This is a genomic window from Paenibacillus sp. sgz302148 (genome assembly GCF_056120465.1).
This window is the reverse complement of record NZ_JBVYOJ010000003.1, coordinates 330,156-350,697: the sequence shown is the minus strand read 5'-3', so window position 1 is coordinate 350,697 and position 20,542 is coordinate 330,156. Positions and strand designations below refer to the sequence as shown.

Annotated in this window: 21 protein-coding genes and 1 pseudogene; 15 read left to right on the top strand and 7 right to left on the bottom strand. The window is 55.3% G+C overall.

What is annotated here, in order from left to right; all coding sequences use genetic code 11:
* Positions 1-18: 18 nt before the first annotated feature.
* From AC0LWM_RS06950 to AC0LWM_RS06940, 3 genes are all read left to right on the top strand, one after another.
* On the top strand, positions 19-1,008 hold the full coding sequence (locus AC0LWM_RS06950; RefSeq protein WP_474674179.1) for a hypothetical protein: 990 nt from the start codon (positions 19-21) through the stop codon (positions 1,006-1,008).
* Positions 1,009-1,032: 24 nt separating this feature from the next.
* Positions 1,033-1,185 (top strand): hypothetical protein, encoded by a 153-nt coding sequence (locus AC0LWM_RS06945; protein WP_474674178.1) that lies wholly within the window; start codon positions 1,033-1,035, stop codon positions 1,183-1,185.
* 140 nt (positions 1,186-1,325) lie between these two features.
* Positions 1,326-1,829 (top strand): tellurite resistance TerB family protein, encoded by a 504-nt coding sequence (locus tag AC0LWM_RS06940; protein WP_474674177.1) that lies wholly within the window; start codon positions 1,326-1,328, stop codon positions 1,827-1,829.
* Positions 1,830-2,349: 520 nt separating this feature from the next.
* Here the strand turns inward: AC0LWM_RS06940 and AC0LWM_RS06935 are convergent.
* The 5 genes from AC0LWM_RS06935 to AC0LWM_RS06915 all read right to left on the bottom strand — a co-directional run bounded on the left by AC0LWM_RS06935 (position 2,350) and on the right by AC0LWM_RS06915 (position 6,330).
* Positions 2,350-3,567, bottom strand: a complete 1,218-nt coding sequence (locus AC0LWM_RS06935) for an ArnT family glycosyltransferase (protein ID WP_474674176.1) — start codon at positions 3,565-3,567, stop codon at positions 2,350-2,352.
* Between the two features lie 32 nt (positions 3,568-3,599).
* Positions 3,600-3,947, bottom strand: coding sequence for an EamA family transporter (locus AC0LWM_RS06930; RefSeq protein WP_474674175.1), 348 nt, complete (start codon positions 3,945-3,947; stop codon positions 3,600-3,602).
* A 3-nt stretch (positions 3,948-3,950) separates the two neighbouring features.
* The gene (locus AC0LWM_RS06925; protein ID WP_474674174.1) at positions 3,951-4,310 is read right to left on the bottom strand and encodes a DUF2304 domain-containing protein; all 360 of its coding nucleotides are present in this window, start codon (positions 4,308-4,310) and stop codon (positions 3,951-3,953) included.
* 16 nt (positions 4,311-4,326) lie between these two features.
* Positions 4,327-5,028 carry a glycosyltransferase family 2 protein gene (locus AC0LWM_RS06920; protein ID WP_474674173.1) on the bottom strand — a complete coding sequence of 234 codons (702 nt, stop codon included), beginning with the start codon at positions 5,026-5,028 and terminating at the stop codon, positions 4,327-4,329.
* Positions 5,029-5,118: 90 nt separating this feature from the next.
* On the bottom strand, positions 5,119-6,330 hold the full coding sequence (locus AC0LWM_RS06915) for an ArnT family glycosyltransferase (protein WP_474674172.1): 1,212 nt from the start codon (positions 6,328-6,330) through the stop codon (positions 5,119-5,121).
* A gap of 250 nt (positions 6,331-6,580) precedes the next feature.
* Between AC0LWM_RS06915 and AC0LWM_RS06910 the strand changes: the two are divergent.
* Positions 6,581-8,503 (top strand): annotated as a pseudogene (locus tag AC0LWM_RS06910) (terpene cyclase/mutase family protein); the annotation flags it as partial.
* 101 nt (positions 8,504-8,604) lie between these two features.
* Positions 8,605-8,757, top strand: a complete 153-nt coding sequence (locus tag AC0LWM_RS06905; RefSeq protein ID WP_474674171.1) for a hypothetical protein — start codon at positions 8,605-8,607, stop codon at positions 8,755-8,757.
* A 52-nt stretch (positions 8,758-8,809) separates the two neighbouring features.
* Here the strand turns inward: AC0LWM_RS06905 and AC0LWM_RS06900 are convergent, their stop codons facing one another.
* Positions 8,810-9,400, bottom strand: coding sequence for a PadR family transcriptional regulator (locus AC0LWM_RS06900; protein ID WP_474674170.1), 591 nt, complete (start codon positions 9,398-9,400; stop codon positions 8,810-8,812).
* A 203-nt stretch (positions 9,401-9,603) separates the two neighbouring features.
* Here AC0LWM_RS06900 and AC0LWM_RS06895 point away from each other — a divergent pair, with 203 nt between their 5' ends.
* The gene (locus AC0LWM_RS06895; protein WP_474674169.1) at positions 9,604-10,341 is read left to right on the top strand and encodes a hypothetical protein; all 738 of its coding nucleotides are present in this window, start codon (positions 9,604-9,606) and stop codon (positions 10,339-10,341) included.
* A 172-nt stretch (positions 10,342-10,513) separates the two neighbouring features.
* Positions 10,514-11,341 (top strand): MBL fold metallo-hydrolase, encoded by an 828-nt coding sequence (locus tag AC0LWM_RS06890; protein ID WP_474674168.1) that lies wholly within the window; start codon positions 10,514-10,516, stop codon positions 11,339-11,341.
* Between the two features lie 204 nt (positions 11,342-11,545).
* Here the strand turns inward: AC0LWM_RS06890 and AC0LWM_RS06885 are convergent, their stop codons facing one another.
* Positions 11,546-12,946, bottom strand: coding sequence for a hypothetical protein (locus AC0LWM_RS06885; RefSeq protein ID WP_474674167.1), 1,401 nt, complete (start codon positions 12,944-12,946; stop codon positions 11,546-11,548).
* A gap of 588 nt (positions 12,947-13,534) precedes the next feature.
* On the opposite strand from AC0LWM_RS06885, the gene AC0LWM_RS06880 reads away from it, so the two are divergent.
* The 8 genes from AC0LWM_RS06880 (at position 13,535) to hisIE (ending at position 20,500) form a co-directional block, all read left to right on the top strand.
* Positions 13,535-14,746, top strand: coding sequence for an ATP phosphoribosyltransferase regulatory subunit (locus tag AC0LWM_RS06880; RefSeq protein ID WP_474674166.1), 1,212 nt, complete (start codon positions 13,535-13,537; stop codon positions 14,744-14,746).
* Between the two features lie 12 nt (positions 14,747-14,758).
* Positions 14,759-15,394, top strand: a complete 636-nt coding sequence (hisG, locus tag AC0LWM_RS06875; RefSeq protein ID WP_474674165.1) for an ATP phosphoribosyltransferase — start codon at positions 14,759-14,761, stop codon at positions 15,392-15,394.
* 216 nt (positions 15,395-15,610) lie between these two features.
* Positions 15,611-16,897 carry a histidinol dehydrogenase gene (gene hisD, locus AC0LWM_RS06870; RefSeq protein WP_474674220.1) on the top strand — a complete coding sequence of 429 codons (1,287 nt, stop codon included), beginning with the start codon at positions 15,611-15,613 and terminating at the stop codon, positions 16,895-16,897.
* A 6-nt stretch (positions 16,898-16,903) separates the two neighbouring features.
* Positions 16,904-17,506 (top strand): imidazoleglycerol-phosphate dehydratase HisB, encoded by a 603-nt coding sequence (hisB, locus tag AC0LWM_RS06865; RefSeq protein WP_474674164.1) that lies wholly within the window; start codon positions 16,904-16,906, stop codon positions 17,504-17,506.
* 3 nt (positions 17,507-17,509) lie between these two features.
* The gene (hisH, locus tag AC0LWM_RS06860; RefSeq protein WP_474674163.1) at positions 17,510-18,157 is read left to right on the top strand and encodes an imidazole glycerol phosphate synthase subunit HisH; all 648 of its coding nucleotides are present in this window, start codon (positions 17,510-17,512) and stop codon (positions 18,155-18,157) included.
* Positions 18,154-18,909: a phosphoribosylformimino-5-aminoimidazole carboxamide ribotide isomerase gene (gene hisA, locus AC0LWM_RS06855; RefSeq protein ID WP_474674162.1), complete on the top strand. Its 756-nt coding sequence runs from the start codon at positions 18,154-18,156 to the stop codon at positions 18,907-18,909. The genes hisH and hisA overlap by 4 nt, the downstream gene beginning before the upstream one ends.
* 56 nt (positions 18,910-18,965) lie before the next feature.
* Positions 18,966-19,724, top strand: coding sequence for an imidazole glycerol phosphate synthase subunit HisF (gene hisF, locus AC0LWM_RS06850; RefSeq protein WP_474674161.1), 759 nt, complete (start codon positions 18,966-18,968; stop codon positions 19,722-19,724).
* Entirely contained in the window at positions 19,721-20,500 is a 780-nt protein-coding gene (gene hisIE / locus AC0LWM_RS06845) for a bifunctional phosphoribosyl-AMP cyclohydrolase/phosphoribosyl-ATP diphosphatase HisIE (RefSeq protein ID WP_474674160.1), read from the top strand. The genes hisF and hisIE overlap by 4 nt, the downstream gene beginning before the upstream one ends.
* Positions 20,501-20,542 lie beyond the last annotated feature (42 nt).

Sequence of the window (20,542 nt, the reverse complement as noted above, 5' to 3'; positions counted from 1 at the left end):
CAAACCGCAAGAGAAGGGGTGGAAACGATCGCGAGAAGATGTATCGACGCGATTCAATATACGGCCGAGACGGGAGCTTATCCCGAGGCGATGCACGCCGTCCTGACGGAAGCCGGCTGGACGGACGCGCCCAGGGCGGTGCTCGCCGGCATGACGGTAAGCTCGTTCCGGTTCCAGGTGCACCGCAGGCTGCTCGCCGAGTCGCCGACCGCCTACAACTGGAAAGCGGAGAACTTCCTCGCCGCCGACTTCATCGGTGTTGCCCCCAGCGGGGATGCGGGCTCCGTCTTCGCGCGGACGTTCCCGCTATACCGCGAGCATGCTGTCGCCGTGCTGAAGCAATCGATCGACCGCGGCATCGGCGCCGTCATCTGGCATAACGGCTTCGTTGCGGTTAAAGGCTACGACGATGCGGAGCGGGCCCTCCTGTACACGGACGGCCGATCGTCCGGGGATTTGCTGCTGCCTTATGACTCGTTTGGTATGAACGGTACGCCGTATTGGTACTACCAAACGTTCGAGCAGGCGATCCCGCTCGATCCGATCGAGGTGTACCGCGAATCGCTGATCCAGGCCGTGTTCAAGTGGGAGACGCATGACAGCGTGCTGCCGGCCGCCGATTACGGTTGCGGTAAGCAGGCGTACGAGGTGATCGCGGCTGCCCTTGCAAGCGGCGATTACGACGCTGTTGAGGCCGCCAACACGCTGTCCGTTTACGCCGCCCACAAAAGGGACATTGCGGTTTATCTGGCCGAAATTCAGACCGTCTGGCCCGATGTATCGATCGCAGCCGAACATTACGGCGATCTCCGCGAGGCGTGGACGCGAATCGCAAGCCTTGCGTCCAAAGGCGCGACTACGCATGAATCCGGCGTTTACGCGCCGGACAAGGAGCTCCTGGAAGCGGTCGTCTGCGCCCAGGAGACCGAGGAGCAAGCGATACGGGCCGCGTATCGGCTGCTTCGCGAGAAAATAAGCAACCGGTACGGCGATATCGGGTTGCGCTAACCATTCAGGAAAGGAGGGATACCGATGCCAAAAACAAAGCGAGGCCGCGTGTTATGGAGCCTGCCGTCCCGCGGGCGGGGCACTTGCCCGATCTGCAACGCTACCCGGATCAAGCTGCTGTACAACAAAGCGCTTGAGGACGGAAAGTCGATCAAAGTATGCAAGCGATGCCAATAAATCGAGAAGGACAGTGCCCGTTCGGTGCTGTCTTTTTTTTGCGCGTATTTTGTAAAATTTACTCGGATTTTGAAACGGGCCTACGCTCCTCTGCGTAGAAAATGGGTGGCAACGACAATCATTTATGGGAGGTTTTCGGTATGGGGTTGTTCGATATGTTCAAAGGGGATAAGAGCGAGGAAATGACGCCGCATTTTGCGTTTGCGACATCATTGCTGTACATGATGGGCTCCGACGGCGAAATGGATCAAGAGGAAATCGGACAGCTGCTGGCCGTTCTCGGCGGCGAGGAAAGCAACGGCGTCATCAGCGTAGGCGCCAACAACCGCCACTTGCTTGACCGCGCGTTCAAATACATACGGAAGCATTCGCTTAGCGAGTTCCTGAGCGAAGCCGCTCCAATTCTGACGGATGCGCAAAAAATTTGCATCCTGATCAATCTGGTCGACTCCTCTCTCGCAGACGGCCAGCCGGAAAAAGAAGAGCAGCAAATGTTCGCGCAATTCCTTAGCGCATTCGGCATTTCGGAAGAGCGCTTTAAGCCGTTCTTCGAAACGATTGCACTGAAGAACGACCGCTCGGTTTTCCTGAACCAGAACCATCCGAAAAACGCGCCGGGCTATGAGGTTAAGCTATCTGTATAATTCGTTATTTGCCCTTAAGGGGCTGTCCCAAAAGTCAATTTTGGATTTTTTAATGTCCGCTTTGAATGTTTCATTGGTATGAAATAAAGTTGGAGAGCTTCAGTCCCTAAATAAGAAAAAAGTTTCTGAAATTCAGAAACTTTTTTCTTACTTTATGGGCGAAAGAAGAGTTGTAGGGCGAATTCAGAAAGTTAATTCTGAATTTCAGCTAAAAATTTCTTAATTTCAGAAAATAAGTTCTGAATATGATGATTAACAGACGTTACCGTAAGCAAATCAGAAAATAATTACTGAATTTCAGCCAGAAACTTCTGAGTACCCGCTAAAGCAGCCATCCCGAGTCCTGCAACAACCGTCAGGAGGTATAAATCAGGTGCATGAAGCAAACAGGTGCATGAAGCTACCAACTGCATGAAGCAAACAACCTCAAGAGCCAACGTCGCACCTGGAACCCGGTCCCGTTCGGCGATGAGCTGCTTTAATTGTGCAGCCTGGCCGGCACGTTCCGGCTTCGTGCTTGTTATACAGCCGCACGAGCGCCGCCGCGCAGCTTGCCATACAGCAGCTTGATGCCGGCGCACACGACAACGCTGTCGATAATAATGAACAGCGGCATCATCAGGTAGTTGTACCTGTATTCCGGCACGAACAGCAGACGGAGCAGCGACATAACGACGATAATAATGGCGAGCGGCGTCATGAGCTGACGCCAGCGGATGGCCGTCAAGATCAGTCCGAGTACGCCGACCCAAATGATCGCTTTATGGTATAAGTCCGGTTTCGGAATGATATTGTATGAACCGTGAATGCTGCCGAAATACATGCGCGAATACGTATAATCCAGCTTGCCGATCGTATACCACTTCACGAACGTCCACGTGTGCTGCGTAAAGCCGATGCGCAGCCGCTCTCGCGCCACTTCGTCCTGCGTTTTGCCGTGGCGGTCGACGAGGCCGTCCTCGTAGTTTTTGTTCGGATATGTGCCCGCCGTGAACGGATTTGTTTGCGTGGCGGTCAGGATGATTTTGTCCATCGTCACCAGATTGCGAATCCACCAAGGCGACATGACGACCCCGATGCCGATGCAACCGATCAGCAGCAGCTTCCAGAAGTCGCGTTTTTTCTTCCAGAACCAATAAAACAAATAAATCGGCACGATAACCGGCAGAAATTCGGCGCGGACAAGCCCGGTGCAGCCGAGAAACGCCCCGGCGATAAGCGAGTCGTACCACGTTGCCGTTTCCAAGGCGCGAAGCTGCCAATAAATGTACAGCAAGAAGAAGAACAGCGCCAGCACTTCCGTCAGAATCGCCCCGTTAGCCCATACGAACGGCGGATAGATGGCGGAAGCCATCATGGCGGCGAGACCGACCCAGCCCCCGGCCACTTTGCGCGCAATAAGGAAGATCAACGCGAGACTGACCAGGCTGAGCAGTACTTGGGCATTACGGACGTAGGGAAACGGGTCGCGAACCGTGTAATCCACGATTTTGTAGATCGTCGCCAAAAATAACGGGAATCCCGGCATGACTTGGGCGTTCGAAACTTCGTCCTTGTAGGCGTAGATGCCTTTTTCGATGATTTGTTTGACCATGACATCGTAATTGATCGTATCGTGCGAATCCTTCTGCGTTACGTTGTTCACGAAATCGAATCGTAAAAATGCCCCCAGCAGCATAATCAGAACGAACAAAATCCATATCGTTTTTTGGGAGCGGAGTATGGTTTGGATGTTCAAAGCATGTCCTCCTAAACTAAAAAAAAAAGCGGCTACTTCCAGCTAAGCACGGCGATGCCGCAAATGATGATCAACGCGCCGATCCAGCGGTTCAGCGGCACGACTTCATGGAACAGGAAGAAGGCGACCGCAAGGCCGAGCACGAACGCAAGGCTTTGCAGCGGATAAGCGATGCTAAGAGGCAGACGCGACAGCACGGCGAGCCAGAGCACGGTGGCTATGCCATAGATGACGATGCCCAGCAAAATAAGCGGAGAGAACAACACTTGCATCAGGTTGTCCATCCGCAATCCGCCCAGCTTGTCCAGCCCGATTTTCCAAACTGTCTGGCCTGTCAGCAGCAGCAATACGTTAATGATTAACAAAATATAAACGAACATGAATCAGTTCTCCTTCTTGCGGAGCCGTTCCCGTTCCTGCTCGTTTTTCAATATCGCCATTTCCTGCGTGAGCCGAACGACCCGCTCCGTCAGTTTCGAGACGACCACCGTCAAATGCAGGATCAGAACTAGGCAAAAAATAATGCCGACCAAGAAAAGCAGCGCCGGCGCGTATTTGACGTCGACAAGATGCGCAAGCCATTCCAGCCAGGACGTGCCGATCGATAAGACGATCATGCTTAATCCGAACAGCAGCCACAATAGGGAATATTGCTCGCGTAAATATTTTTTGCGGATGAGGTGCAGAACGACCAGAACAAAAATGATGCTGAGCACCATCGAAAGCATTTGAACGATTTCCATGTTGTTTCTCCTCTACCTAGCGAAAGCTCTTCATCAAAATGGACAACGTCACTTTGATCATATAATAACCGGATTTGATCATCGTAATCGATGAGGTGCCGGCGACCCGCTGCTCCATTTCGACCGAAACTTCCTTGATGCGGAACCCTTTTTTCTTCACGAGGACAAGAGAATCAACCTCAGGGTAATCGGTGGAATAATCTTTGGCGAACATTTCGATCGTCCGGCGGTTGATGGCGCGGAATCCGGATGTTACGTCCTTAAGCGGCTGTCTTGCAAAAAAACTGACGAGTCCGGACAAAATAACGATGCCTGTCCGGCGGCTAAGCGAAGACTGGTAGCTCGTCTTCTCCACGAATCGGGAGCCGAGAACTAGATCGGCTTCGTCCCGCACGAGCGGAGCGAGAACTTTTTCCAGCTCCTCCGGCTTATGTTGTCCGTCCGCATCGACCTGCACCGCAATATCGTATCCATGGCGGTGGGCATAAATATAGCCGGTTTGCACGGCCCCGCCGATGCCCAAATTTTGTGGCAAAGTAATGACATTTGCTCCGGCGGCGGTTGCGACGGCTGCCGTACGGTCTGCCGAGCCGTCATTAATGACGAGCACGGTAAAGTTCGGATGCAGCGAATGAATCGTGCGAACGACGGCGCCGATACTTTTTTCTTCATTATATGCCGGAATAATAATGGCCACTTTCAAATCGTTAAAATTCATTGTCGTTTCCTTTCGCGATAATCTCGGGAAGTTGCTTTCAAGGTCCGCGCACTATCCATAGATATAGTTAACTGTATTAAGTTGAAGAAATCAAGCGTTAATTTCCGGTTTTCTTGGCACTTGGGGCGTTTTGCCTAGCGTATATCGGCGGGTCATATCCGAAGCTGCGATGACAAGAAGCATGGCGGCCATCATCATGAACGGCACCGCATAACGCGCGGTAGGGATGAAGAGCAGCTGGAATGCCAGCATGCCGGCAAAACTCCAAGCGATCATGTCCTTGCGCCACATTTTCCAGGGCACGGTGACGAGAGCCGAGCAAATCAGTCCATAATGAAGCAATACGGCCCCCATTCGGTATATACGCGGGAAATGCATCGTTTCGCTAATCCACATATGCTTGAACAGGTAAACGAGCTTGCCGTACGTGAACCAGGCGGCGTAGTTCCAGAAGTCGCTCTTGAAACCGCTCGTAATCACGCGCAGGCCGTACGAAGTTTGGTCCAATCCGAGCGCATACATCTCTTTCCAGTTTGCCTGATCTTTGAAAAAAGGATACGCGCCGCTAAGCAGGGCATTGCCGCTGTCGGAGGCGAGTAAAGTAAATTCATGCAGAACGACGATGTTGCGAATTGTCCATGGCGCGAACCAGGCGAATACGTAAAGGACGAAAAAAACGGCCTTCAGGCGCGTAGCCCGGTTCCACAGCAGGAACAGCACCATCACCGCCGCGATCGGCAGCGCGCCGGGGCGAGCCAGGATCGCCGCAACAAGCAAGAACGCACATCCAATTAGACGCAAATGCGATGCATTTTGTTCCACTTTCGTCCAAATCCAAAAAATACAGGCAAGCAGCAGCAAAAATACCGTTTCCGTCAAAAACAAACCCGCCCCGTAAATGAACGGAGGGTATACAGCGACAACGGCAGCGGCAATCAACCCCCAAACCGGGCCGGTACGAGGTTTGATCGTATAATAGACGGGAAATACCGTCAGGGCGCCAAGCAGAATGTGAACCCATTTGGCCAGCGTGAGGCTAACTCCGAATAACTGGAACAGAGCGGCGAATAATAGCGGGAACGTAGGCGTGACCCGTGCGTTGGACTGCTCCGAGTTGTAAGCGTAAACGTTGTCGTCCAGCAGTTGATTTACCATTGCAAAATAATTTTTTCCGTCGCCCTCGAGAAAATTTTGTCCGCCGTAAAATACGAAATAAATGCGCAGCATCAGGGCTAAAGTAAAAATCGCGAGAAGTCCGTATAAAGCATTGGAACGGGTAATGGCAGAAAATCGCTGAAACATGAGCAGCGCGAAGCCTCCTTATTATGTACAAAATAAATGGCGTAGCGGAACTTCATTAGTACTAGTAAAAATCATCAGGAAAATAAATGCAAGCCTCTATACCTTTGACGAATGGAAGGCGAATTGAGTTTTATGTACCTTATTTTTAATGAACATTCGCGTAGAACTCCCGCAAGCTGCGCTTAACCGATCTCCGATCGCCTGAATACAATGGGAAAAACCCCACCTGGGCGAATAAGGATGATGGACGATGGAGGAACGCGAACGCGAGACGCTGCATTCCGCGGTCGGACGGAGAATCGAACGGTTGTCGCAGGCGCTGCTGCGGGAGCAGAAGCCCGACGGGACGTGGCGGTTTTGCTTTGAAGGCAGTCTCGTAACGGATGCGTATATGATCATATTGATGCGGATGCTAGGGCTTGCAAGTGAGAAGGATCTTGTCGAAAAACTGGCGGAGCGGGTCGCGAACATGCAGCAGCCGAACGGCGCATGGCGGCTGTACGAGGATGAGGCGGCGGGCGGCAATTTGTCCGCGACCGTGCTGGCGTACTACGCCTTGCTGTATGCGGGGCGTTACCGGAAAGAGGATCCGCAAATGCGGCTGGCCCGGGATTTCATTATGGCCCAAGGAGGTCTCCGCGAAACGGATATTTTGACCAAGGTGCTGCTGGCGGTTGGCGGCGAGTACCCTTGGCGCAATCATTTCACAGTGCCTGTAGAGGTTCTGCTGCTGCCCGAGCTGTCGCCGATCAAATTTCAGGATTTTAGCGCTTACGCGCGCGTCTATATGGCGCCTTTCTTTATTTTATCGAATAAGCGGTTTACGCTGCGGACGCCGGACGGCCCGGATTTGTCGGAGCTCGCGGAACGAAGAGCGGAATATGGCTGGAATGCAAGTGAAGGGGATGCAGGCGAATCAGACGGTTATGCTGCAAGGAGCCGTGAGCGAAACGCAAACGAGTGGGCAGCGGGAGATGAGGCCGGCGAAACGCCCGGTTTCGGGGACCATGGGCTTCACGGCGGGCGTAGATGGACGCCTCCGCTGCGCGCCCATTCCTTGTTCGGCAAGCTGGAGGAAGGCATCAAAGCGTTGTGGCATATGCCGGAGAAGCTGCACGCCGAAGCGCTCGCCAAGGCGGAACGGTACATGCTGGAGCGGGTGGAGCCGAACGGGCTGCTCTACAGCTATGTCACAGCGTCCGTCTGGATGATCTGGGCGCTGCTGGCGCTTGGCCGCCCACAGGACGATCCGATGATCGTCAAGGCGATCGGCAGCATGAAGACGATGGCGTGCCGGAACGGCCACATCCAGAATTCGACGTCGACCGTATGGGATACGGCGCAGATCGGACACGCGCTGCTTGCCGCAGGCGTCGATCCGAAGCGCGAGCCTGTGCGGCGGACCGGCGCGTACCTGCTGGCGCGGCAGCAGCAGCGGTACGGCGACTGGAGCTGGCGCAACCCGCGCGTGTTGCCCGGCGGCTGGGGGTTCTCCGACGTCAACACGATGCAGCCGGACGTCGATGACTCGACCGCGGCGCTGCGCGTGATCAACCGGCTGCGCGGCAGCACACCGGAGTATGACGCCGTCTGGAGCCGCGGTCTCAACTGGGTGCTGTCGATGCAGAACGACGACGGCGGCTGGGCCGCCTTCGAGCGGAACAGCGACAAGCAAGTGCTGACGTGGCTGCCTGTGCCGGGCGGCGAGTGGGCGGCGATCGACCCGTCCACCGCCGACTTGACCGGCCGCACGCTCGAGATGCTCGGCAGCGCGGCGGGCCTCCGCATGAGCCACCCGATCGTCAGCCGCGGCGTGAACTGGCTGCTGAGCCGTCAGCGGGACGACGGCTCATGGTTCGGCCGCTGGGGCGTCGCGTACCTCTACGGCACGTGGGCCGCGCTAACCGGCCTATGCGCCGTCGGCGTCCCGCCGGAGCATCCCGCCGTGCGCAAAGCGGCGCAGTGGCTGCAACAGCGCCAGCTCCCCGACGGCGGCTGGGGCGAGTCGTGCCGCAGCGACGCCGCGGGGCGCTACGTGCCGCTCGGCTTCAGCACGCCGTCGCAAACCGCCTGGGCCGTCGACGCGCTCGTCTCGGCGCTGCCCGAGCCGACGCCGGAGCTTGAGCGCGGCGTGCGGCGGCTCGCCGATGGCGGCTGGTCGGCGGCGCAGGTGCATTACCCGACCGGCGCGGCGCTGCCCGGCAGCTTCTACGTGGATTACCACAGCTATTCGNCTCGGCGCTGCCCGAGCCGACGCCGGAGCTTGAGCGCGGCGTGCGGCGGCTCGCCGATGGCGGCTGGTCGGCGGCGCAGGTGCATTACCCGACCGGCGCGGCGCTGCCCGGCAGCTTCTACGTGGATTACCACAGCTATTCGTCCGTATGGCCGCTGCTTGCGTTAAGCCGATACAGGGCTAAGTTCGGTTGAACTTAGCCCTGTATCATTTACATTTCTCTCCCTCTATAATGAACCTTCGCGTTCAGGTCCCCGAACCGGCCGGTTCATACGGCGTCAGGCCAAGCGGCTTGCCCTTTTCGTTCAAGCGCCCGGCTTTCGCTTCTTGGTACAGCCGCTTCAGCCAGTTCAGCTCCGTCAGCGAATGCTCGTAGCCGACCCATAGCGTATGCAGCGTGGCCCGCGAGGCGATTTCAACATGCTCCTCGTATAATTCCCGCATCTTGATGACTTGCTTCCCGAGCGCCGCGATTTTGCGTTCCAGAATGTCCGCGATCTTCTTCTGGTCGCCATACGAAGCGAAGATGAGCGCCACGAACATCGGGTGGTTCATCTTAGGCTCCTCATCCATATGTTCCAGCAGCAGCTTGTGGAATAATGCCTTTCCGTCCTCGGTAATGCGGTAAATCGTTTTGTCCGGCCGAGTGCCTCCGCTGACGACTTCTACCGGCTCGATATACTCGTCTTTCCTTAATTGATCGATCGCGTAATAAAACGTGCCGTATTGGATTTTGACATAGTTGTGCATTTGCCGCTCCTTCATCATCTGCACAATCTCGTAAGGGTAGCTGTCGCCCTCCATCAGCAGGCCGAGAATGGCGAGCTTGATTGACATGTCATTCACCTCTTATCCCGTTGCTTGCTTGTCTCCTTTTATCATTTTAGCATTTCCGAGCAGAATGACCAACAAGGCGGCGAGTGCGCTAGGGAGGAATCAATATCCGTCTGTGGACGTATCGCAAAATCAATCCGAGGACAATGGCTGCCGAAGGCGATCCGGCTTATGCTAAAAATAACAATACGAAGGAGGAACAAGCAATGACCTTGCTTTTGCCGAATACATTACGTACTTTTCCGTCGGAGGCGCTCGCCAAACCGGATATGGAGCAAAGCGTTGACGCCGATGGAATCGGGGTGCTGCGCGTAGATGCGCATGCGATCGGAAACCTGATGATTCATTTTGATGCCGTATCGGAAGCCAAGGTCGCTTCCTCAGGCGATGCTTACCTGCTGCCGAATCGGATCGCGCGCGTCGACGATACGTTGCTTATCGAAGCTCGCAACATGCGGGCGTATCTTCGCCACGGGCAAACGCGGAAAATCGTGACGGAAGTGCATGTTCCGGCAGAAGTGAAGGTAGATATCGCGTTTACGGCAGGCGTCGTCATTCTGAACGGAGGTTTCGGGGAGGTTACGATCCGCGGCAAATTCGGCGAAGTCGCGGGAGTGAGCCATTCCCGAAAAGTCGACATCAGGCTGCAAGGCGGGGACGTTTCCTTGAACGAGCTGTCCGGCGAAGCGGATGTTCACATCACGCTGGGCAGTGCAACGCTCGGTTGGACGGAGCTGCGGGGCTCCGAGCGGATTCAGGTCCAGTGCGGCTTCGGCGGCGTCGATTTGCTGCTCCCACCGGGCATTTCGCCGGTAGAGGAGCATGGAGGCTTCTTCAAGAAGAAAAAGGTCCAGACGGAGTTTGGGACGGAGATTGCAGCAAAGCTGGGCTTCGGCGGCTTGGATGTGTTGGACTGGGGATTGCTTGACCACAACAAGCAGTAGGACAGTATGGCGAAGCGAACAATCGATGCAAAAATTCGATACAAATATCCGATATCGAATTGCATATTAAGCATTGGCGGGGGCATAGGCAGATGATAAAATAGCGGTATATTCATCTATAATCAATTTTATTGGAGAATATTTTCTCGATTGATGAAGGGGGATTGCCGTTATGAGTCAGCAGCCGACAGTCAAGGTTCATTTCCTTGGCACCGCCGCCGCCGAAGGGTTTCCGGCTATATTTTGCCGCTGCGAGCACTGTGCCAAAGCGCGGGCGCTTGGCGGGAAGAACATTCGCACGCGTACGTCCGCAATCATTGACGACGTGCTTAAAATCGATTTTCCGGCGGACACGAACCATCACGTACTTCGCGACGGCATCGACTTGGGCAAAGTGAAGGAGTTATTTTTTACCCATACGCACCTCGATCATTTGCATGCCGAAGATTTAAGCATGCGGCTTCCCGTTTATGCGCACGGCATCGAATATCCGCTGAAGATTTACGGCAATGACGCGGCGCTTCGCGTATGCAGCGAACGAATCGAGCGGGTGGAACGGCATTTTGAATTCAAGCTGCTGCAGCCGTACGTCACCGTCGAAGCGGAGACGGCAACGATTACGCCGCTGCTCGCCGATCATGACAAGCGGGAAACGTGTTACATCTTCTACATTCAGCGTAACGGCAAGAACATTTTGTACGGTCACGATACGGGCTGGTTCCCGGAGCGGACGTGGGCATGGCTCGAAGACAAGAAGATCGACCTCGCCATCTTGGACTGCACGAACGGCAATCTGCCTTACCGCACGAACCATATGAATGTGGAAGCGGTCATCGAGACGCAGCAGCGGTTCCGGGACAAAGGCATTTTCCATGAAGGCAGCCGGGCGATCGCAACGCATTTTTCGCATAATATCGGCTTGCAGTATGACGATTTGGCCGAGATTTTTGAGCCGCATGGCATCGAAGTGGCTTATGACGGCCTAGTTTATCATTTATAAACGCAACTTACAGAACCATACCAGAAGCCATGAAGTAAAACAAAGCAACAATCGCCCTGTTCCGGTTCGATGAGCCGGAGCGGGGCGATTGGCGTTTGAAACGGTTGCTTGGCTGAGCTGTCCGAACCTGCGATTCGTCCGTAACATGTTCGAGCCTGCGGTATCGGATGATGAGGTTCGAAGTTACGGCGATCTGAATCGTCGTTATACCTGTGGCATTTCGTTGCTGTCGCGTTCATACATGGCGATCGTGTCGTTGTTCAGCCAACCGATCCACGTCCCCGCCCCCGCAAGCTGGAATTTGCCCTTGGCGGTATCATACACCCATATCTCCGTCAGAAGCTGGTTGCGGACCGCATAGGCAACCTTGCTCCGGTCGGGGGACCAATAAAACGTAAGCCAGTTTGTTTGCTCCTTCGAGAGCGCCTTTTTCTCCGCGGCATTTTGTTGATCCGCGAGCTCTTTTACCTTGTTCGCCTTGATATCGACGGAGCGGGAGCCTAGCTTCATCGAGTCTTTGACCGAGATTTCCGTCTTCGCTACAACCGTGCGATTGTCCGTCCAAGCGATCGGGTAGCTGCCGAGCACGCCGTCGCTTTTGGAAGTAAACGACACCTTCGAGCGTTTGTATACCGTTTTGCCCTTCGTATCCAAGACGAGCAGGTCTGCCCATGGGCCGGCTGCCGTATCGTGGCTGACCAAGACGGCAACCTTCGTTCCGTCCGGGGAGGATGCGATGTCATAGATCGGTTTGTCCTTCGAGCTCCACAATGGAGTCGGCTTTTTGGATTTGAGGTCGATCTTGTACACATCCGTATGGCCCTTGACCATGAACGTATGGCCTTCATAGAATCGATCGCTGTACAACTCGTCTTGATATAACATCCAATCGGCAAACGGAGATTTTCCTTTGACCGAAACTAGCGGTAGGGTTACGGAAGTTCCTTTGACGGGATCGACAAGCTGGTGCCCCTTGGCGCCGTAAAGCAGCGCATATGTAGCGGCAGCTCCTTTAGTGGCTGTTTTCAGCACCGATTTCACTTTATAATCCGAACCGTATTGCCGCTCGGCGAGCATGGCGTCAGAACGCTTCACTTGGCCGGTTCGAACGTTCTTGGTGACGATATTAGGCTTATCGGACGATGAACGTTTAACCGTGACGTGCGGCGGGTTCACCTGCGTCGGATCAATGAAGGCAACTCCCCGTTTATTTTTAGCTCCGGTAAAATCCAACCGTACCACTTCGCGGTCAGCCAGCTTCGGCAATAACACCGTAAATTCCCGGTCGCTTTTCCAAACCAATTGAAAATCAACTTTTGTCCGCGACGTATCGCTGCTAACGATCGACTTGCGAATCGCAGCCTCTACGGATGCACGGTCGGCATCCGAATTTGACGTTATCTCGACCGTGACTGGTTCGTCTGCTGAGAAGCTAGGGTATGTGAAGGCAAATTGAGGAGAACGGTCGTTGTCTGGGACGGACTCCTTCTTGGAAGAAGCGGACGATTCAACTGCCGCTGCTGGTGATGCATGGCCGGCGGCATACGCCGAGGGTGCCGTCGCCAACAGGGTGACGCCAATGACGAGAGGGATAGCTTTTTTCACGAGGGGTTCTCTCCTTTTTCTATATGGGAATTTACAAAAATTAGACGAATTGTTATGTGAGAAGGTTTCAAGCTTTGTGGAAAAAATGTTCATACCCGGGAAGGGCTGGTTTCCAACGTTGCTTCCATTATTCCGGCCTTTTCGTCGATATCCCGTTCGCTCAGGTAACTTGAACGAAACTTCGCAAGAGGCCATTTCCCAAGTCGGGCAGCTCGACCGAACCTAAGAGGCATCTTCTCTGGCGTGATCTCATCCTGAAGCAAATTCTCAGCGTGCCTCTTCCTGAAGCAAATGGATAGTGGAATATGTCGTTTTGAATTATGATTGGAAGATGGCTGTACTATTGAAGATGGTTTAGATGATGTTTGAAGGACGGGCGCTGCATGAATCCGTTTCTGAGTGAAGGGGATACCGACAAAAGGGGCAGAAAAATCCCAAATAAAGCAAGCGTTTTTACCGAAGAAAAGGTTTCTTGTCGGGATTGACGCGGTGTTGGTAACGTGATAGTATACCAATAATATCTTTACTTTGGCAGTATGGTAATATGGTAACACTGCAATGAACTAAAGTGTTTGACGGGGTGATGTTGTGGCAAAGCCAAAAGTGTTCGAAAAACCGGCCGGTTTCAAAGATTATTTGCCGGTGGCGGTGGATAAACTTCGCGCAATTGAAACGAAGGTGCTGGATTGCATGCAGCGTTGGGGATATCGGCAAATGATTACGCCAACGATCGAGTTTTACGATACGGTCGGGGTGGCGAGCTCGACTTCGGACCATAAGCTGTTCAAGCTGCTGAACAATCGAGGGCAAACGTTGGTTCTCCGTTCCGATGTCACGGGACCGATCGCACGCGTTGTTGCTTCCTTATTAAAGGAAGAGTCTTTCCCGCTGCGGTTGTCGTACCACGCCAACGTGTTCCGGGCGATTGAAGAGGAAGCCGGGCGAGAGGCGGAATTTTTCCAGACGGGCGTTGAGCTTGTTGGCGATGCGTCGGCCGAAGCGGATGCGGAAGTTGTGGCGCTTGCGATTGCCACGCTGCGGGCGGCGGGTGTAGACAAGTTCAAAATCGCGATCGGACACGTCGGATTTTTGAACGGGTTGTTCGAGGAGACGCTGCAAGGGCGCGAGGAAGAGCAGGAAGGGTTAAAAGCTTGCCTGCTGAACCGCGACTATGTCGGTTACCGTCAGCAAATCGGCGAGCTTCAGCTTGACGAGCATGTGCGCAAGGAACTGGAAGGCATCCTGCGTCTGCGCGGCGGACAAGAAATATGCGACCAGGCACTCAGCCTGACGAGCCATGCTACGGCGCAAGCGGCGATTCGCCACTTGTGCGACGTGTGGGACGTGCTGGACGCATACGGCGTTTGCGAGCATGTTTTGATCGATTTGACGATGATCGGCGATTTTACCTATTATACGGGTATGACGTTCGAAGGATATGCGTCCGATCTCGGCTTTCCGGTATGCAGCGGCGGCCGTTACGACAAGCTGCTGGAGCAGTTCGGCCGCCCGGCACCGGCGACGGGGTTTGCGCTCAAGACGACGCGCATTCTGGAAGTAGCAAGCGATGCGGAGGGCGAGTTCATCCTGCCGGTGCTTGTCGCTTATACGGCGGAACACCGCGCGGAGGCGCTGGGCGTGGCGCAAAGCTTGCGCCAGCAAGGCGCTAAGGTCGTCACGGCGCGAGTTGACGACGAAGCGGAGAAAGCGAAGCTGAACGAGCTGAAAGCAGGCTCCGTCACACGCTATCTCGGAGTCGAATACGGCGAGATCCTCGCATTTTTTCAAACTGAAGCTTAAGGAGGCAGCACGGTGCAGCAAACGTTGAAGGTAGCCATGCCAAAAGGACGGATTTACAAACAGGCATCGGCGCTGTTCCGCAAAGCGGGGCTGCCGATTCCAACCGATTTTGACGATTCGCGAAAATTGATTATTCCCGTAGAGGATGCCCATATGGAATTCATTATGGCGAAGCCGGTGGACGTTCCGACGTTCGTCGAATACGGCGTCGCCGATATCGGCATCGTCGGCAAAGACGTGCTGATGGAGGAAAATAAGGATGTCTACGAGCTGCTCGATCTGGGCATCGCGCGGTGCCGGATGTCGGTGATCGGGCTGCCTGGCGCGAAGCCGGCCATTCATCCGCGGGTCGCTACGAAATATCCGCGAGTGGCTTCGCAATATTTTCGCGAGCAAGGGCAGCAGGTTGAAGTGATCAAGCTGAACGGCTCGATCGAGCTGGCGCCGCTGATCGGATTGGCCGACCGGATCGTCGACATGGTCGAAACCGGACAGACGCTCCGCGAGAACGGGCTCGTCGAGCAGGAGCAAATATTCAGCATTACGAGCCGGCTGATCGCGAACCGCGTCAGCTATCGAATGAAGAACGAGCCGATCCAGAAGCTGTGCGACTTGCTGCAGCAGACGATTGTGGCAGACAATTCGTAGATGAATGATATTCAACGTGAATGCGTCCGACATGAATGACATTCAATGTAAGGGTCGTATATCATAAGGGTTGTACAACATAAGGGCCGTATAACATCAATAGCGTATAACATAAACGATATACAACATGCACGGCATTAATTATTTATCGGTTAAAATGATAGGGGTACGTTCCAACGATAGGGGCATGCGCCTATGAGAGGGGAAGCGACAACGATGCGGATCATGCCTGCGGCACAATTTGCAATCAACCGGGAGGTCGAATACGGATCGCCCGAGCAAAATGAAACGGTATCACGCGTGCTGAGCGCAGTGCGTCAAGAAGGTGACGCCGCGCTGCTCCGCTACACCGAGCAATTCGACAAGGTCAAGCTCGACACGACGAACCTTCGGGTGACCGACGATGAAATCCAGGCCGCTTATGCGCAGGTGGAAGCGCCGTTCTTGGAAGCGATCCGCGAGGCCGCGGCCAATATTCGCGCTTTTCATGAAAAGCAGCTGCGCCGGTCGTGGATGGACTTGCAGCCGGACGGCACGATGCTCGGGCAGATTATTCGCCCGCTGAAGCGGGTCGGCGTATATGTGCCCGGCGGCAAAGCGGCTTATCCGTCTTCGGTGCTGATGAACGTCATTCCGGCGCAGGTCGCCGGCGTGCCGGAAATCGTCATGGTGACGCCGCCGGCTACCGCGGGCCAAGAGGGCATCAACCCGTACATTCTTGTCGCCGCCGCGGAAGCGGGGGTCAAGGAAATGTACCGGGTTGGCGGCGCTCAGGCGATCGCGGCGCTTGCGTACGGCACGGCGACGATTCCGCCGGTGGACAAAATTTGCGGCCCGGGCAACATCTATGTGGCGCTGGCCAAGCGCGGCGTTTACGGCGTCGTCGACATCGACAGCATCGCGGGTCCGTCGGAAATCGCCGTACTCGCCGACGATTCGGCCGATGCGGCTTATGTCGCCGCCGATCTGCTGTCGCAGGCGGAGCATGACGAAATGGCGTCGGCCATTCTCGTCACGACATCGCAGCGGCTGGCCGAAGCGGTGCAGCGCGAAGTCGAGCGGCAGCTCGCCGAGCTTCCGCGCAAGGACATCGCGCAGCGCTCGATCGACGACTACGGCGCGATCCTGACCGTTGATACGCTGGCGGAAGGGCTAGACGTGATCAACCGGATGGCTCCCGAGCATTTGGAGCTGATGGTCGCCGAGCCGCTGGATGTGCTGGGCAAAGTGGAAAACGCCGGAGCGATCTTCATCGGCGCATACAGCTCGGAGCCGGTCGGCGATTATTTTGCCGGTCCGAACCATATTATCCCGACGAACGGCACGGCGCGGTTTGCGTCGCCGGTCAGCGTGGACGATTTTATCAAAAAATCGAGTCTGATTCATTATAGCAAGGACGCGCTGCTCGCGAACGGCGAGAAGATCATCACCTTGGCGCGGCATGAAGGGCTGGAAGCCCACGCAAGGGCAATACAAGTTCGATTGGATAAAGAAGGGCGGTAGATCAAGATGGCGGAGCAAAACATGAAACGCGAAGGCAGCGTCGCGCGCAAGACGAACGAAACCGACATTAAGCTTTCGTTTGCGGTGGATGGCACGGGCGTATCGGAACTCGAAACGGATGTGCCGTTTCTGAACCATATGCTCGATTTGTTCACGAAGCATGGACAATTCGATCTGAAGGTTGAAGCGATCGGGGACGTCGACATCGACGATCATCATACGGTGGAGGATATCGGAATTTGCTTAGGGCAAGCGCTGAAGGACGCGCTCGGCGACAAACGAGGCATCAAGCGCTACGCGAGCGTTTTCGTGCCGATGGACGAGGCGCTTGCTCAAGTTGTCGTCGATTTGAGCAACCGTCCGCATTTTGAATACCGTGCATCGTACCCATCCACGCAGGTGGGCAGCTTCCAGGTGGAGCTGGTGCATGAGTTCCTATGGAAGCTTGCGCTGGAAGCCCGCATGACATTGCATGTCATCGTTCATTACGGGGTCAATACGCACCATATGATCGAAGCGGTGTTCAAGGCGCTTGGACGGGCGCTCGACGAAGCGACGAGCATCGATCCGCGCGTACAGGGGGTTCCTTCGACGAAAGGAGTGCTGTAAGCCATGATTGCGATCATCGATTATGGAATGGGCAACTTGCATAGCGTGAGCAAAGCGGTTGAACGCCTTGGCTATGAAGCGGTCGTGACCTCGGACGAAGCGGAAATCATGGCGGCGGACGGCGCGATTCTTCCTGGCGTCGGCGCGTTCGGCGACGCAATGGAGGAGCTGGCGGCTACTGGGCTTGATGGCGTCGTGAAGCGTTACGCGGCTTCCGGCAAACCGCTGCTCGGCATTTGTCTAGGTATGCAGCTGCTGTTCAGCGAAAGCGTAGAGCATGGGCAGCACAAGGGGTTAGATTTGCTGCCGGGGCGCGTCGTCCGCTTCCAAGGCAGCTATAAGGTGCCGCATATGGGCTGGAACCGGCTCGCCTTCGGGCAGAATAGCCCGTTGTTCGCGGGACTTGCGGAAGGGCACGTTTATTTCGTCCATTCCTACCACGTGAAGCCGGAGGTCGCATCGGATCTGCTCGCGACGACGGACTACTACCAGCAAGTGACGGCGATCGTCGGCCGCGGCAACGTATACGGCATGCAGTTCCATCCGGAGAAAAGCGGCGAGCTCGGCATGAAGCTGCTGGGCAACTTTTTGAACTTGTGCGGAGCGGGAACGGCACTACAAACTTCGATAGAAAAAGGGAATGTATCGTGAAATTCAGGCCATGTATCGATCTTCATCAAGGCAAGGTCAAGCAGATCGTCGGCGAAACGCTGCAGCAGGATGCAAGCCGCGTCGTCGAAAACTTCGTATCCGGCCATACGGCCGATTATTATGCGGCGATGTACCGCGATGACCGGTTGACCGGCGGCCATATCATCATGCTGGGCGGCGGCAACGAAGAGGCTGCCGAGCAAGCGCTTCGCGCTTATCCGGGCGGCATGCAAATCGGCGGCGGCATTCATGAAGGGAATGCGGCGCGTTATTTGGACATGGGCGCGTCGCATGTGATTGTGACTTCGTATATTTTCCAAGACGGAAAGCTCAATATGGATCATCTGAACGCCATTGTCGGAAAAGTTGGCAAAGATCGGCTCGTGATCGACCTGAGCTGCAAGGAGCGGGACGGAAAGTACTTCGTCGTCACGAATCAGTGGCGGACGTTCAGCGATTTTGAAGTCAATGCAGCGGGCATTGCGATGCTGGAGGAGTACTGCAGCGAGTTCTTGATTCACGCGGTGGACGTTGAAGGCAAACGCGAAGGCGTACAGGAACGGCTGGCGTCACAATTGGCGGAATGGACAACGATTCCGACGACGTACGCCGGAGGCGCCAGGTCGATTGCCGATTTGGAGCGTTTCCGCCAAATTACGAACGGCAAGCTGGACATCACGATCGGCAGCGCGCTTGATATATTCGGCGGTCAGCTAGCTTACCGCGATGTCATCGATTATTGCCGCTCCTGAACCTGTTGGGCGGCGGCTAATGGGCTCGGATGAGCCCAGGGAGGAGGAGGACGGACATGTTAGCGAAACGAATAATCCCTTGCCTTGACGTGAAGGACGGGCGTGTCGTCAAAGGCGTCAATTTCGTCAACTTGCGCGATGCGGGCGATCCGGTCGAGCTTGCGGCGACGTATGACCGCGAAGGCGCGGACGAGCTTGTATTCCTCGATATATCGGCTTCGGTCGAAGGCCGGGCGACGATGATCGAGGTCGTTAAGAAGACCGCCGGCGAGATCACGATTCCTTTCACGGTGGGTGGCGGTATCTCACATGTCGATGACATGAAGCGTCTGCTGCGCGCAGGCGCCGACAAAATCGGCATCAATACCGCGGCGGTCAAAAATCCGCAGCTCGTCTCGGATGGCGCCCGTAAATTCGGCTCCCAGTGCATTGTCGTGGCGGTGGACGCCAAGTATAATGAGACATGGGGCGAATGGGAAGTGTTCACGCACGGCGGCCGCAACGGCACGGGCATCAAGGTGCTGGAGTGGGTGAAGACGGTGGAGAAGCTTGGAGCCGGCGAAATTTTGCTGACGAGCATGGATGCCGACGGCACGAAGGACGGCTTCGATATTCCGCTCACGCGAGCCGTATCCGATCTCGTGACGATTCCGGTTATCGCTTCCGGCGGCGCGGGACGCGTCGAGCATTTCGCCGAGGTGTTCCAGCAAGGAAACGCGGACGCGGGGCTCGCCGCTACGATTTTTCATTATAAGGAAATGACGATCGATCAGGTCAAAGCCGACCTGAGACACAAAGGGGTTGAAGTCCGGTGACGGAACAATATATAGCGGGATCGCTTGAACAAGTTATCGACGCGATCAAGTGGGATGAGGCAGGACTCGTGCCTGCAATCGTCCAAGACGATGTCAGCAAAGACGTCCTAATGATGGCGTACATGAGCAAGGAATCGCTGAAGCTGTCTGTAGAATCGGGAGAAACCTGGTTTTGGAGCCGTTCGCGCTCGGAGCTCTGGAATAAAGGCGCAACGTCCGGCCATAAGCAAAAAATCGTGTCGATGAGCTACGACTGCGACGGCGACACGCTGCTCGTACGCGTTGTGCAGCAAGGCCCCGCTTGCCATACAGGGCGTTACAGCTGCTTCTACAACGACATTCCGTTGTCGGCTGCTGCCGCTCCGGCAGCAGAAGGCGATGGCGCAGCACCTGGATTGCTCGTGATGTCCGGTGCCGAAGGCGTGGAGGTTTGCACTCCTGAAGGATGTGCAATTCCTGGTGCAGCCGAGCCCGCAGCGGATCGCTTCGCGATTTTGTCCAAGCTGGAGTCGGTCATCGCGCAGCGCGACGCGGAGCGTCCGGAAGGCGCTTATACGACGTATTTGTTCGAGAAGGGCGTCGACAAAATTTTGAAAAAAGTCGGCGAAGAAACGGCGGAAGTCATTATCGCCGCGAAGAATAAAGATAACGATGAGCTGCGTTACGAAGCGAGTGATTTAATCTTCCATCTGATGGTACTGCTGCGCGAGCGTAAGCTGCCGTTCGATCAGCTGCTGAGCGAGCTGGACCGCCGGCATGTGAAGGCGAAGAAGTAAACCGAACGGATACGAAAGAACGGACAAACGGAGGAACGCATT